A 13,297-nucleotide genomic window follows, 5' to 3' on the forward strand; every position below is an offset into this window, starting at 1 on the left:
CGACGATGACGGAGCGAGTGCCCGTGCTGTGCTTCCCGCCCGCGGGGGCGGGGCCGAGCTTCTTCCAGGCGTGGCCGGACGCCTCGCCCGCGCTCCGGTTCGCCGCGGTCGAGCTGCCCGGCAAGGAGCGGCGCTTCGCCGAGGAGCCGGCGACCACGATGACCGAGCTGGTCGACGCGATCGCCGAGGACGTGCTGCGCGAGGTGGGCGCCGCCGGCCGCGTCGGCGTCTTCGGCCACTCCTTCGGTGCCCTGGTGGCCTACGAGGTCGCCCGGCTCGTCGCGCGCGAGCGGCCGGCGGTGGACCTGACGCTGTTCGCCAGCGGCGCGCCGCGGCCGGGGGTGCCGCGGTCCTCGCCGATCGGCGGCCTGCCCGACGACGAGTTCGTCGTCGCCGTCGCCGAGCTGGCCGGGTACCGCCACCCCGCGCTGGACGACCCGGACCTGCGGGAACTGCTCCTGCCGGCGCTGCGCGGCGACGTCGCGGTCGACGAGTCCTACCGGCCCGCGGAGCAGGCGCCGGCCGCGTTCCCGGTCGTCTCGGTCCGCGGCGACGCCGACGAATTGGTGTCCGCGGCGGCCGCCGCCCGCTGGCGCGAGGTGACGGCCACGGGCTGCACCACGCGGGAGTTTCCCGGCGGCCACATGTACCTGATCGAGCACTGGGCACCGCTGGTCACGCTGCTGGAACGGACCCTGGCCGGCGAACAGGCCCGGTCGTGACCGGCCGGCTCGCGGGGCGGATCGCGCTCGTCACGGGCGCGGCGCGGGGGATCGGCCGGGCGTGCGCGACGGCGCTGGCCGCCGAGGGCGCGGACCTGGTGCTGCTCGACGTCGCCGCGCCGATCGAGGGCCTCGGCTACCCGGCCGGCACGGCCGGCCAGCTCGACCACACCGCCGCGTTGTGCGCGGAGCACGGGGCGGCGACGCTCGTCGTCGCCGCCGACGTCCGCGACCTCGGCGCGCTGGAAGCGGTGGCGCGCAAGACCGTCGACCGCTTCGGCCGCATCGACGTCCTGGTCAACAACGCCGGCATCGCCGCGCCCTCGGGCAAGGCGGTGCACGAGATGACCGAGGCCGAATGGGCCCTGATGGTCGACGTCGACCTCAGCGGGCCGTGGCGGGCCATCAAGGCCGTGGCGCCGACCATGATCGCGCAGCGGTCCGGGAGCATCGTCAACATCGCGTCGACCGCCGGGCTGGTCGGGTACCGCAACTTCGCCGGTTACGTCTCGGCCAAGCACGGCGTGCTCGGGCTGACCCGGGCCGCCGCGCTCGACCTGGCCCCGCACAAGGTCCGCGTCAACGCCGTGTGCCCCGGCTCGGTCCGCGACGACCCGGCCCTGGAAGGCCGGATGCTGTCGGAGATCGCCCGCGCGCTCGGGCTGGACGTCGCCGAGCACGAGACGACGTTCGTGCGCGACCAGCCGACCAACGAGCTCGTCGAGGCCGGTGACGTCGCCGCGGCCGTGCTGTGGCTCGCCACCGGCGAGTCCCGGCACGCCACCGGCGGCGTCGTCACCGTCGACGGCGGCTTCACGAGCCGCTGAAGGAGGAGCTGTGTCGAACATCCTCGCGTCCGCCGGTCTGTACCGGCTGCCGGCCGGGCTCGGCGACGAAGCCGTCCGCGTCCAAGCCACCGAAGCGGGCGCGAGCGTGTGGTTCCAGCGCGTCCCCCTGGCCTCGGCCGACGCGGACCGGTGGCGCGAGCGGGAGCTGCGCCGCGGGATCGCCGGCAGGCCCCGGTTCGTCGTACTGTCCTATGTGGACGGCGTGCGCGAACTGGTCGTGACCACGCCCGCTGTCGAACCGCAGCTCGCGAGCGCACTGCCGGACGTCGCGGCCGTCCGGGATCCGCTGACGCACCTGGCCGGGTCGTCGAAGCCGTCCACTGTGGACCTGGGACCGGCCGGTGCCGACGACGTGATCGCCGCGCTCGGCCTCGTGTTCAGCCGCTACGCGCGTGCCGTGACCCTGGCCATCGGCGTGCCCGGCGGCGCCACGCTCATCACCGTCGACGAGGACCAGCCGGTGGCGGTGTTCCGCAAGCACGCGGCCACCTCACCGGCCGGGTCCACGCGTGTCGTACCCGCCGTCGGCGTCGCAGTCGAGGAAACGCCGGTGCCGCACCGGATCCGTTCGGTGCCGGGCACGCCGTACCCGCTGACCGTCGAGGTCACCGGCGGGCGCGCGACGGCCTGGTTCGCCGCGGACGCCGTCGCGCCGTGGGCCGCCGCGCAGCTCGGGCGGCAGCTCACCGCCGTGCTCGCGGAGCTGCGCGGCGGCGACCAGGACCGGCCGCTCGCCGACATCGCCTTCGACGCCGTCGCTACGCCGCCGCCGGTGACCATCGGAAGCCCACGCACGATCACGGACGTCTTCGCCGAGCAGGTCGCGCGCCGCGGTGACGCGCCCGCCGTGTCCGGCGAGGACGGCCGGTTCGGCTACGCGGAACTGGCCGAGCGGGCCGGGCGGTTCGCCGCCGGGCTGCGGGACCGCGGGATCCGGCCCGGCGACCGCGTCGGGATCGTGCACGAGCGCGGCGCCGACCTGGTCGCGCTGCTGCTCGGCGTGCTCCGGGCGGGCGCGGTGTACGTCCCGCTCGACCCGGCCTACCCCGACGGCCGGCTGGCCTACATCGCCGACGACGCCGGGCTCGCGCTGGTCGTCACCGGCGAGACGTCGGCCGCACGCCTGCCGGGCCGGCCCGCGGTGACCACGGCGTACCTGCCCGCCGACGGCGAAGTGCCGGCCGGCTTGGCCGGGCCCGACGACCCGGCCTACGTCATCTACACCTCCGGCTCGACCGGGCGGCCCAAGGGCGTCGTCGTCCCGCACCGCAACGTCGTGGACCTGGTCACGGGCACCGCGCCCGGGTTCGGGCTGGGCGGCGCGGACGTCTGGACGTGGTTCCACTCCGTGGCGTTCGACTTCTCCGTCTGGGAGATCTGGGGCTGCCTGCTCACCGGCGGCCGCCTGGTCGTCGTGCCCGAGTGGACGCGCCGCTCGTCGGACGAGTTCGCGGCCCTGCTGCGGGACGAGCGCGTCACCGTCCTCAACCAGACGCCGTCGAGCTTCGCGCAGGTGACCGAGACGCAGCTGCGGCACTTCGACGACCTCCCGCTGCGGCTGGTCGTCTTCGGCGGCGAGCCCCTCGACGCCTTCGCGCTGTTGCCGTGGTTCGACCGGTACCCGGAGACGCGCTGCCGGCTGGTGAACATGTTCGGCATCACCGAAACCACGGTGCACGTCACCGCGCAGACCGTCACCCGCGCGGCCGCGCGGGCCGGGTCGCGCTCGGTCGGGCACGCCATCCCCGGCTGGGCGATCGAGGTCGTCGACGCGCGCCACCGGCCGTTGCCCCCGGGCGTGCCGGGTGAGATCGCCGTCGGCGGCGCCGGGCTGGCCCACGGCTACCTGGGCCGGGACGACCTGACGGCCGAACGGTTCGTCACGGACGGCGGACGTCGGCGTTACCTCAGCGGCGACCTCGGCCGCCTGCTGCCGGACGGGCGCCTGGAGCACCTCGGCCGGCTCGACAGCCAGGTCAAGCTGCGCGGCTACCGGATCGAGCTGGACGAGATCCGCAAGGTCCTGCTGGCCGAGGCCGGCGTCGTCGCGGCCGCGGTCGTGCTCGCCGCCCCGGGCACGGCCGAAGCCCGCCTCGACGCCTACGTCGTCCTCACCGGCGGCACCCCGGCCGGCCTGCGGACCCGGGCGGCGGCCCTGCTGCCCGAGTACATGGTGCCCTCGACGTTCACCGCCGTGCCCGCCCTTCCCTTGACGGTCAACGGAAAGCTCGACGAAGCGGCGCTGCCCGCCCCCGTCCTCGGCAGCACCCCGGCCGCGGCGCCGGCCGAAGCCGGCGACGGAGACGTCGTGCTGCGCGCGTGGCGCGCGGTGCTCGGGGCCGCGATCGGCCCCGACGACCACTTCTTCGACTCCGGCGGCAACTCCCTGCTCGCCGCGAAGACCCTGGCCGCGCTGCGGGACGCCGGCCTGAAGGTCGGCATCCGTGACCTCTACGGCCACCCCACTCCGCGCCGTCTCGCCGCCCACCTCGCCGAGAAGTCCCAAGAGAAGGAAGCCCAGCCGTGACCACACCGCACCCGCAGCCCGACCTCACCGACCTGGTCCGCCGGACCTGGGTCCGCGTGCTGGGCCACGACCGGTTCACCGACGACGACTTCTACTTCTCGGTCGGCGGCAACTCGCTGGGCGCGACGCGGGTCATGGCGGCGCTCGGCCGCGAGGTCGGCACCCGGCTGCCCGTCCGGATGCTCTTCGACCACCAGACCGTGTCGACGCTGGTCGCCGCGCTGGCCGCCCGGCTGGAGGCGAACGCGGCATGAAGGGGCTGAGCCGGATCGCCGCGTTGCCGCGCGCCGCGCGCTGGCTGATCGCCACCAACGGGATCAGCGCGCTCGGCGCGGGCATGGTGATGCCGTTCCTCTGGATCTACCTCACCGAGGTCCGGCACCTGCCCACCTGGGTGCCCGCCGCGACCCTCGCCATCCAGGCGTTCGCCGCGGTGTTCGGCGGCCTGGCCTACGGCGCGCTGCTCGACCGGCTGCCCTACAACGTCGTCGTCCCGCTGGCCAACGTCAACGCCGGTGTCGGCACGCTCCTGTTCGCCTTCGCCGGGCAGGCCTGGGTCGCCGTCGCCGCCGCGGTGGTGTTCGGCTTCGGCATCAGCGGCGTCGGCACCGCCGTGCGCGCGGCCTACGGCGCGACCACGAGCACCGACCAGCGCGAAACCGCGTACTCGGCGGACTACGGCGTGCTGAACGTCGCGATGGGGATCGGCGTGATCCTCGGCGGGGTGTTCGCCGCGCTGGCGTTCCTCAGCCCGGTCGGCCGGTACTTCCTGATGTACGCCATCGACGCGGCGACGTTCTTCGTGATGGCCGTCGCGACCGTGAAGGTGCTGCCGAACCGGGCCCACCAGGCCGAGCGGAAGCTGGCCGGCGCCGTCCGCGGCACCTACCGGGCCGTTCTGCGCTCGCCGAGCCTGCTGGCCCTGCTGGCCGTGCTGCTGCTGTCCGCGCTGGTGTCCTTCGGCCAGTTCCGCGCCGGCCTCCCGGGTTACCTGACCCAGACCGGCGCCATCACCGCGAGCGGGCTGTCGTTCGCCTTCGCCGTCAACATCATCCTCTGCGCGGTCGTGCAGTTCGCCGTGATGCCGCACCTCGAACGGTTCTCCCGGACCCTGCTGGTCGGCGCCAGCGGCGTGATGTTCGCGGCCTGCTGGGTGTTCGTGCTGCTGGCCGGGCGCCACGACGGCACGACGGCGCTGGTGCTGGCCACGGTCGCGGTGATCCTGCTGTCCATCGGCGAGTCCCTGGTCGTCCCGCTGCTGACGACGTTGCTGAACAACGCGGTCAGCGAAGACCTGCGCGGCCGGGCGAACGCCCTGTTCTCGATCACGCTGTCCACCAGCGCCGTGATCGGCCCGGCGCTGGCCGGCGCGCTGCTGTCGTTCGGGACCGGGGCCGTGTTCGTCGTCGTGATGATCGTGCTCAGCGCCGTCGCGACGCTGCTGGTGCTGAGCCTGCGCCGGACGCTGCCCGCGGAGCAGGCGGAACCCGCGCCCGAGACCGTCGACGAAATGGAGAGCGCCGCATGAGCCGGACACAGGGATCCGACGCGATCGCGATCGTCGGGGTGGGCTGCCGCTACGCCGGGGCCGCGAGCGCCACGCAGTTCTGGAACAACCTGCGCGCCGGGCGCGACCGCTTCACCCGCGGCGCGCCCGTGCCGCCGGGGGACGGCCCGCGCGACATCGCCGCGTGGGGCTTCATCCCCGACCGCGACCTCTACGACGCCGGCCTGGTCGGCTACACGAGCGAGACGGCCGAGCGCGACCCGCAGCACGGCATGCTCTACGAGGCGATGTGGGCCGCGGCCGAGGACGCCGGCGTGCGGCTCTCGGACATCGGCGACGCGACCGCCGTCTACGCCGGGGTGGCGCGCACCAAGCACGTCGAGCGCGGCAGCTTCGAGTCCACTGTGGACCGCGACGCCACGTTCGCGGGCCCGCACTTCTCCTACTTCCACGACCTGCGCGCCGAAAGCATCATGGTGGACGCCTCGTGCGCGACCGGGCTCGTCGTGGTGCACCTGGCCTGCCAGAGCCTGCGCCTGGGCGCCAGCGACTACGCCTTCGCGGGCGGCGTCGCCGTGATGGACACCGACGGCACCTACGGGTACACCCCGAACGGCATCTACTCGAGCGAAGGCGTCTGCCGGCCGTTCGACCGTGCGTCCACCGGCACCGTCCCCGGCGACGGCGTCGGCGCGGTGCTGCTGCGCCGGCTCGAGGACGCGCTGGCCGACGGCGACCCGATCCACGCCGTGATCCGCTCGACCGCCGTCGACAACGACGGCAAGCAGAAGGCCGGCTTCACGATCCCCGGCGTCGAAGGCAAGATCCGCGTCGTCGACCAGGCCCTGGCGGGCGCCGGGGTGACCGGCGCGGACCTCGGGTACGTCGAGGCGCACGGCGTCGGCATCCCGGTCAACGACCAGATCGAGGCCACCGCGCTGACCGAGGCGCTCGGGTCCGCCGGGCAGCCCCTGGCCGTCGGGTCGGTCAAGGCCAGCATCGGGCACACCGACACCGCCGCCGGGCTGGCCGCGCTGATCAAGACGGCGTTCGCCGTGGAGCACGGGTTCCTGCCCGCCACCCCGAACACCACCGAGGCGATCGAGGAGCTGACCGCGGGCGGCGACCGGTTCTCGATCCTGCCCGAGGGCCGGGACTGGGCGACCGCCGGGCCGCGCCGGGCCGGGGTCATGTCGGCCGGGATCGGGGGCACCAACGCGTTCGCGGTCGTCGAGCAGGTCCCGTGCTGACGTCGGACCGGGCGCTCTGCGTCACCGGGGCCGCCTGGCACACCTCGCTCGGCGCCGGTCTGGACGAGGTGTGGACCGGCCTGCTCGCCGGGCGGTCCGGCCTGCGGGTGGTGCCCGGCGCGAACGTGCTGCGCAGCTTCGTCGCCGGCCTGCTGCCGGGCGGGCCGGCGCCGGGGAGCCCGCGGGAGCGGCACGTCGAGCTCGCCACGGCCACGGCCGAAGCCGCGTTGCGCGACGCCGGGCTGCGTGCCGAGGCCGCCGACCCGGTGCTGGTCCTGGGCACCAGCCTGGGGCCGCACATCGACGACGCGGACCCCGGCTCGCTGCACGACTGGGTCGCCGAGGCCGGCAAGCGGCTGGGGCTGAGCCGGCCGCCGGTGTCGCTGTCCACGGCGTGCTCGTCGGGGTCCGACGCGATCGCCGTCGCGGGCGAGCTGCTGGCGGCCGGGTACGCCGACGTCGTCGTCGCCGGGGGCGTCGACCTGCTGACCAAGGGCAAGCGGCTCGGGCATTCGCTGCTCGGCACGCTGTCCCCCTCGACGCACCGCGCGTTCGACGCCGACCGGTCCGGGATGCTGCCCGGCGACGGCGCGGGCTGCGTCGTCCTCGAACGGCTGGAGTCCGCGCGGCGCCGCGGCGCCCGCCCGCTCGGGTTCCTGCGCGGCTGGGGTTCCACCAACGACGCGGCCGGCATGACCGCGCCGAAACCCGACGGCGAGGCCGCCGCGCGGGCCGTCCGCCGGTCCGTCGAAGCCGCCGGGCTGAGCCTGGCCGACGTCGCCGTGGTCAACGCCCACGGCACCGCGACGGTCTTGAACGACGAGGCCGAGGCCACCTGCCTGTCCGGGCTGTTCGGCGACCTGCCGCGGCCGCCGGTGGTGTTCGCGACGAAGGGCGCGCTGGGGCACTCGCTGGGCGCGACCGGCGTCGTCGAGGCCATCACGCTGCTGCTGGCCCTGCGCGACCGGACCGTCCCGCCGGTCCTCGGCCTGACCCGGCCGATGCCGGAGCTGCGGCTGCCGGTCGCCCGGGACGTCCCGCACGCGGTCGAGGGCGACTTCGGGATCAGCCTGACCCTCGGGTTCGGCGGGTTCAACACCTGCGTGCTGTTCGAACGGGGGGACGACGCCGATGCCTGAGCCGATCGCCACCGGGACCCGCGCCCCGGACGCGCCCCGGCCACCGGGGGCGCGGGTCCGCTACGCCGACCCGGCCGCCTGGCTGGTGTGCGACCTCGTCGGCCAGGTCCTGCGGGACTGGCCCGGCGAGCACGAGCCCGTCGGCGTCCTCGGCGTGAGCGAGTACGCCACCGGCGACACGCTGCGCCGCGTCGCCGCCGAAGTCGTCAAGCAGGTGGTCTCGCCGCTGCGGTTCGTCGCGGCCAGCCCGGGCACCCTCATCGGCCTGAGCTGCCTGCAGTTCGGCCTGCACGGGCCGAGCCTGCTGCTCACGATGCCGCCGGTCGACGGCGTGCCCGTCGCGCGGGTGCTCGCGGGCCGGTGGCTGACCGGCGCGGCGCCCGCCGTGCTGCTCGTGACGCACGAGGTCGACCGGTCGGGCACCCACCGCGGCACCTGCGAACTCCTGGAGGCGGCGTGAACACCGGCGTCACGGCGCGCGAGGTCGAAGACCTGCTCGCCCGCACGACCTGGCCGGGCGCCACCGGCGCCTGCGCCGGGGTGGGCGAGCTCGCGGACCGGTTCACCGCGGCCGGGTTCGCCCCCGGCTCCGTCGTGCTGGTCGCGCTGCCCAACGGCACCCGGCTGATCCGGGTGTTCTTCGCGCTCGTCCTCGCCGGCCTGGTGCCGACGCTGCTCGCGGCGTCGACCCCGGCGTCCCGGCTGCGCGCGACCGCCCGGCGGCTCGGCGCCACGGCCCTCGTCCGCCCGGGCACCGAGACCGACCAGGTGACCGTCACCCGCCTGGACGACGGGCCGGTCCGGACCCACCGGCCGGGCCAGGCGATCCTGCTGACCTCCGGCACGTCCGGGATGGCCACCGGCTGCCTGCACGACATCACGGCGCTGCGGCGCAACGCCGAGCGGCACGCCCGCAGCATCGGGCTGGGACCGGCCGACCGGATGCTGGTCACGCTGCCGATGCACTACTCCTACGCGCTCGTCGCGCAGGTGCTGGCCGGGCTCGTCACGGGCGCGTCGCTGGTCGTCACCGGGCCACCGTTCACCCCGGCCGGCTACCGCGACGTCGTCCGCGACCACGACGTCACCGTGTCCGCGCTGACCCCGCTGCTCGTCGCCGACCTGCAGGCCGACGGCGGCCGGCTGCCCCGCGGCCTGCGCGCGCTCGGCGTCGGCGGCCACGCGCTCGACCCGGCCCGCACCGGCCGGCTCCTGGCCGCGAACCCGGACCTGGAGCTGTACCTGACCTACGGGCTCACCGAGGCCGGGCCGCGGGTGTCGACGCTGGCCGCGCACCGCGAGCCGCCGGCCCGGTACGCCTCGGCCGGGACGCCGATCGACGGCGTCCGGCTGGGCCTGCGCGACGCGGGCCGCGGCCCGGCCGAGCAGGAGGTGCTGGTCACGGCCGACACGGTGTACCGGGCCAAGGTCGGCGTCGAAGGCGGGGTGTCGCGCGGCAAGCTCGTCGCGGCGGACACCATCGCCACCGGCGACGTCGGCCGCCTCGACGACGACGGCTACCTGTGGCTGACCGGGCGGATCTCCGACTTCGCGATCGTGCGCGGCGACAAGGTCTCGCTGTCCTCGGTCCGCAAGGCGGCGGAGTCGCTGGACGGCGTCTTGCGCGCGATCGTCACACCGCCCGCCGACGAGCACGCCGGCGCGCTGGCTCTCGCGCTCTACGTCGACGAGACCCGCGAACTGTCCGAAAAGGACGTCCGGCGGACGCTGTACCCGTTGCTGACGCCCAACGAGCGGCCCGGCGAGCTGACCGTGCACCCGGTCACGGCCGGCAGCCTGCACAAGTAGGGGAGGGACCCGTGGAACTGCTCTGCGTGCCGGGCGCCGGCGGCTCGGCCCGGGCCTTCCGCCCGTGGGTCGAGGCGCTGGCCCCGGACGTCACGGTCCGCCCGCTCACCCTGCGCGGCCGCGACACCCCGGTGGAGACCCTCGTCGAGACGGCCGCCCGGCTCGCCGAGCGCATCCCGCGCGACGGCCGGTACGCGCTGGCCGGGCACAGCATGGGGGGCCTGATCGCCTACGAGATGGCCCGCCTCGCCTGCGTCACGGATGCCTTGCCGCGCCCCGAGTTCGTCGTCGTCGCCGGCGCCCGGCCGCCGCACCTGAGCTCGGCCGGCGCGTTCGCCCGGCTCGTCGCGATCGCGGACGACGACGAGTTCCTCGACGCGCTCGCCGCCGCCGGGTTCGTCGAGCCCGGCGCGCGGCACTCGCCGATGCGCGCGCTGTTCGTGCCGACCCTGCGCGCGGACCTGCGCCTGGTGGCGGAGTACCGGCCGGAGCCGGGCGAGCCGCTGCCGGTCGACCTGCTGGCCTGGCACGGCGCCGACGACCCGTCCGCCCCGGCGGCCGCGGTGGGCGAATGGGCCCGCTACACCGCCGCGCGGTTCCGCACGGCCGCCTTCCCCGGCGGCCACCACTTCCCGTTCCAGCGGCCGGCCGAGGTGGCCGCGCTGCTGCGGGCGCACGTGAGCGTCCACTGAGGACGATTGACCGAAGGAGAAACCCATGTCGGCCACGATCGACCACACCGCCGGCCTGTTCGCAGGCTGGACCCCGCCGCGGGACCTGCCGTTCCACTGGCACATCTACGACGTCGGCAGCGCGCTGCCCGCCGGCTGGATCGACGAGCTGCTGGACGTCGCGCGCCGGCAGGCGGCCCGCCGCAGCTTCCGCCCGACGATGACCACCGCGCGCGAGACCGCCGACGCCGTCATCCCGCTGGAGTCCGTCGACGGCGCGGTGCTCGTCGAGCAGGCGCCGTGGGTGAACGAGCTGTACACGGGCTGGTTCCGGCAGCTGGGGGAGCGCCTCGCCGACGAGCCCCTCGAACTGACGAGCACGGCCAACCGCGCGCTGAGCCTCAACGTGCAGCGCGGCATCACCATGCGCTACCCGTGCCACGTGGACAGCAACCCGGTGGAAGGCCTGCTGTACCTGACCGACTGCACCGAGGAGACCGGCGGCGGCCTGGTCGTCTCCCGCAACCGCCACGCCCGCGACGTGTCCGAAGTGGACGCGGACGCGGCCGTCATCTACCCGCGCCGCGGCCAGCTGTTCTTCTTCGACGCGCGCTTCCACCCGCACTACGTCCAGCCGCTGCGGACCGACGACACCCTGCGCGCGGTCGTCACGATGAACTACTACACCCGCTCGATCCCCGAAGCCGTCCGCCCGGAGGGGCTGGACGAGCAGCTGTTCGGCGCCGGCGCCCGATGACCCTGCTGGTGCTCTCCGGGGCCGACGTCCGCGCGTCGTTCCCGCCGAAGGAGGGCCTCGCCCCGATGCGCGAGGCCCTCAAGGCCCTCTCCCGCGGCGACGCGCACCAGCCACTGCGGCCGGTAGTCGCCCCGGAGGGCGCCGCGGGCCTGCTGGCGATGATGCCGGCGTACACCGGCACGGACGGCTACGGCGTCAAGATCGTCTGCCTGTTCGAGGGCAACACGGCCCGCGGCCTGGACGCCCACCAGGGCGCGATGGTGCTGTTCAGCGGCGACACAGGAGAGGCCCTCGCGCTGCTGAACGCCTCGGTCCTGACGGAACTGCGCACCCCGGCGACAACGGCGGTGGCCACGGAGACCCTGGCCAACCCGGACGCGACGGACGTGACGATCTTCGGCCTGGGCGTCCAGGGAGCGGCCCACATCCGCACCCTGGCGGCGGTGCGTCCCCTGCGCCGGGTCCAGGTCGTGACCCGCTCGGACGCGCGAGCCGTGTGCGCTGCCCTGTCGGCGGACCTGGACCTACCGGTGGTCGTCGCCTCCTCCCCGGAAGACGCCGTCCGGTCAGCGGACATCGTGATCACGGCAACGAACGCGGTCAAGCCCCTGCTGCGGCACTCGTGGTTGCGCCCGGGCACCCACGTGAACGCGATCGGCTCCTGCGTCCCCCACACACGCGAACTGGACACCGCGACGATGGCGTCGTCCCGGGTCTTCGTGGATTCCGCGGAGTCGGCAACGCACGAGGCAGGCGACTACGTATTCGCGGCCCGCGAGGGAGCGGCGGTGGATCTGACACCCCTGGGCGACGTCCTGCTGGGCCGGGCACCTGGCCGCGAGTCGGAGGAGGAGATCACGGTGTTCGAGTCGGTGGGCCTGGCCATCCAGGACCTAGCGGCGGCCAGGTTCGTGTACGCCCGAGCGGAGGAAACGGGAGCAGGCACCCGCGTCGAGTACTGAGCGCCCGGCGCAGCGCCACGGCCGCGAAAGGCCGCGCACTACGGCGTGCGCATGAGCCACACTCGGACCGGGCGGACGTCCTCCGCGCCTGCTCGGCGGCCCGCTTGGAGATCCGGACCAAGGCGGGGCCTGCGCGGGACTACGAAGATCCGGCGGAGGACCACGTGCTGGACTCATCGACCGGCTCACGGGATGGTGTCACCCCGGCTCCCGCATTTTGGCATCAGCCGAGCCCGGGCAGCCGCGGCAGCCGACCTGCCGCGGAAGACCGGTCCTCTCAAGGAAGTTTCAGCGCGGCCGACCGCAGTTCTTCGAATTCGCGCTGGTGGGGCAGGGGCAACGCCCCGAGGAACGCTGGCCGGTAGGCGCGCACTTCGGCGATCACCTTGTGCTTTCCGTTGTTCTGCGCGGCTGTCGCCGCCTGGCCGATCTCGGCGCAGAGCGTGCGCCGCCCTTCCGGAGTGCCCATGACCGCACCACGCAGGTAGGAACGGGCCAAACGATCGAGCAGGGCCTCCAGGTTCTTTTGTTCCTTCGACGTACCGAACATCTCACTCCCTTGTCATTCCGGCACTCGGTTTCCAGCGGCCGATGTGGTCACTGGTCGAACGAAGCCAGCCACACCTGCACCGGGCTCGCGCACTGCGGCGCGGTGCCCGACGCACAGTCCTGGTTGTTCCAGAGCAGGAATCCAATGACCAGCAGGACAGCGAGCAGCCACGGCCGGATCGTCCGGGTCAGCGAAAGCTTGGGAAGTGCTCGCTTGAACAGATCATCGACTCCCTCGACAACGGCCACCACACCGGAGCCGTAGCCGTACACGATTTCAGGCGGCGTGCGGCCGAACCGGCGTGCGAGCCGGCTGGCGCCGAGGTCGGGAAGCAGCAACAGGACCAGCAGCGCACGCGTGAGCTGCGTCAACGGGTACGCCAGCGCGCCGCCCAGCCACGGGAACAGCTTGGCGGTGAGCACCCGCAGCAGGATGAACGTCAGCACCACGGCGACGACCAGCTCCGCGAACGTCCGGAACCAGAACGGGAAGCCGAACTGGGTGGCCGCGTCGTCCAGCAGCCCGACCAGGTCACCGAGCACCGGCACGTCCGAA

14 protein-coding genes are annotated in these 13,297 nt (G+C 74.4%); 12 read left to right on the forward strand and 2 right to left on the reverse strand.

The annotated features are described in order from the left end of the window. The first annotated feature begins 5 nt into the window (after positions 1 to 5). From MUY22_RS24835 to MUY22_RS24890, 12 genes are read left to right on the forward strand one after another with little or no spacing between them, the layout of a single operon-like run. Complete coding sequence (locus MUY22_RS24835) at positions 6 to 722, forward strand: thioesterase II family protein (protein ID WP_247063056.1); 717 nt, start codon at positions 6 to 8, stop codon at positions 720 to 722. After that, on the forward strand, positions 719 to 1,549 hold the full coding sequence (locus MUY22_RS24840; RefSeq protein ID WP_247063058.1) for an SDR family oxidoreductase: 831 nt from the start codon (positions 719 to 721) through the stop codon (positions 1,547 to 1,549). Before MUY22_RS24835 ends, MUY22_RS24840 begins: the two co-directional genes overlap by 4 nt. A 10-nt stretch (positions 1,550 to 1,559) precedes the next feature. Beyond that, positions 1,560 to 4,097: a non-ribosomal peptide synthetase gene (locus MUY22_RS24845; RefSeq protein ID WP_247063060.1), complete on the forward strand. Its 2,538-nt coding sequence runs from the start codon at positions 1,560 to 1,562 to the stop codon at positions 4,095 to 4,097. Next, positions 4,094 to 4,351 (forward strand): acyl carrier protein, encoded by a 258-nt coding sequence (locus tag MUY22_RS24850; RefSeq protein WP_247063063.1) that lies wholly within the window; start codon positions 4,094 to 4,096, stop codon positions 4,349 to 4,351. Before MUY22_RS24845 ends, MUY22_RS24850 begins: the two co-directional genes overlap by 4 nt. Next, complete coding sequence (locus MUY22_RS24855; protein ID WP_247063064.1) at positions 4,348 to 5,625, forward strand: MFS transporter; 1,278 nt, start codon at positions 4,348 to 4,350, stop codon at positions 5,623 to 5,625. Before MUY22_RS24850 ends, MUY22_RS24855 begins: the two co-directional genes overlap by 4 nt. Further along, positions 5,622 to 6,854, forward strand: a complete 1,233-nt coding sequence (locus MUY22_RS24860; RefSeq protein ID WP_247063065.1) for a polyketide synthase — start codon at positions 5,622 to 5,624, stop codon at positions 6,852 to 6,854. The genes MUY22_RS24855 and MUY22_RS24860 overlap by 4 nt, the downstream gene beginning before the upstream one ends. Further along, positions 6,848 to 7,993: a beta-ketoacyl-[acyl-carrier-protein] synthase family protein gene (locus MUY22_RS24865; protein WP_247063067.1), complete on the forward strand. Its 1,146-nt coding sequence runs from the start codon at positions 6,848 to 6,850 to the stop codon at positions 7,991 to 7,993. Before MUY22_RS24860 ends, MUY22_RS24865 begins: the two co-directional genes overlap by 7 nt. Further along, positions 7,986 to 8,453 (forward strand): hypothetical protein, encoded by a 468-nt coding sequence (locus MUY22_RS24870; protein ID WP_247063069.1) that lies wholly within the window; start codon positions 7,986 to 7,988, stop codon positions 8,451 to 8,453. The genes MUY22_RS24865 and MUY22_RS24870 overlap by 8 nt, the downstream gene beginning before the upstream one ends. Then, entirely contained in the window at positions 8,450 to 9,802 is a 1,353-nt protein-coding gene (locus MUY22_RS24875; protein ID WP_247063071.1) for a class I adenylate-forming enzyme family protein, read from the forward strand. The genes MUY22_RS24870 and MUY22_RS24875 overlap by 4 nt, the downstream gene beginning before the upstream one ends. Before the next feature lie 11 nt (positions 9,803 to 9,813). Then, positions 9,814 to 10,494 (forward strand): thioesterase II family protein, encoded by a 681-nt coding sequence (locus MUY22_RS24880; protein WP_247063073.1) that lies wholly within the window; start codon positions 9,814 to 9,816, stop codon positions 10,492 to 10,494. 25 nt (positions 10,495 to 10,519) lie between these two features. Beyond that, positions 10,520 to 11,230 (forward strand): 2OG-Fe(II) oxygenase, encoded by a 711-nt coding sequence (locus MUY22_RS24885; RefSeq protein ID WP_247063075.1) that lies wholly within the window; start codon positions 10,520 to 10,522, stop codon positions 11,228 to 11,230. Continuing rightward, entirely contained in the window at positions 11,227 to 12,192 is a 966-nt protein-coding gene (locus MUY22_RS24890) for an ornithine cyclodeaminase family protein (RefSeq protein ID WP_247063077.1), read from the forward strand. Before MUY22_RS24885 ends, MUY22_RS24890 begins: the two co-directional genes overlap by 4 nt. Positions 12,193 to 12,469: 277 nt before the next feature. Here the strand turns inward: MUY22_RS24890 and MUY22_RS24895 are convergent, their stop codons facing one another. Together MUY22_RS24895 and MUY22_RS24900 are read right to left on the reverse strand one after the other, a co-directional pair. Further along, positions 12,470 to 12,742 (reverse strand): hypothetical protein, encoded by a 273-nt coding sequence (locus MUY22_RS24895; protein ID WP_247063078.1) that lies wholly within the window; start codon positions 12,740 to 12,742, stop codon positions 12,470 to 12,472. A 47-nt stretch (positions 12,743 to 12,789) separates the two neighbouring features. Then, a complete protein-coding gene (locus MUY22_RS24900) occupies positions 12,790 to 13,290 on the reverse strand; it encodes a hypothetical protein (RefSeq protein ID WP_247063079.1) in 501 nt (166 codons plus the stop codon). Between the last annotated feature and the right edge of the window lie 7 nt (positions 13,291 to 13,297).

Origin of the sequence: Amycolatopsis sp. WQ 127309, from assembly GCF_023023025.1 — a bacterium.
In the GTDB taxonomy this organism is placed as follows: Bacteria; Actinomycetota; Actinomycetes; order Mycobacteriales; family Pseudonocardiaceae; genus Amycolatopsis.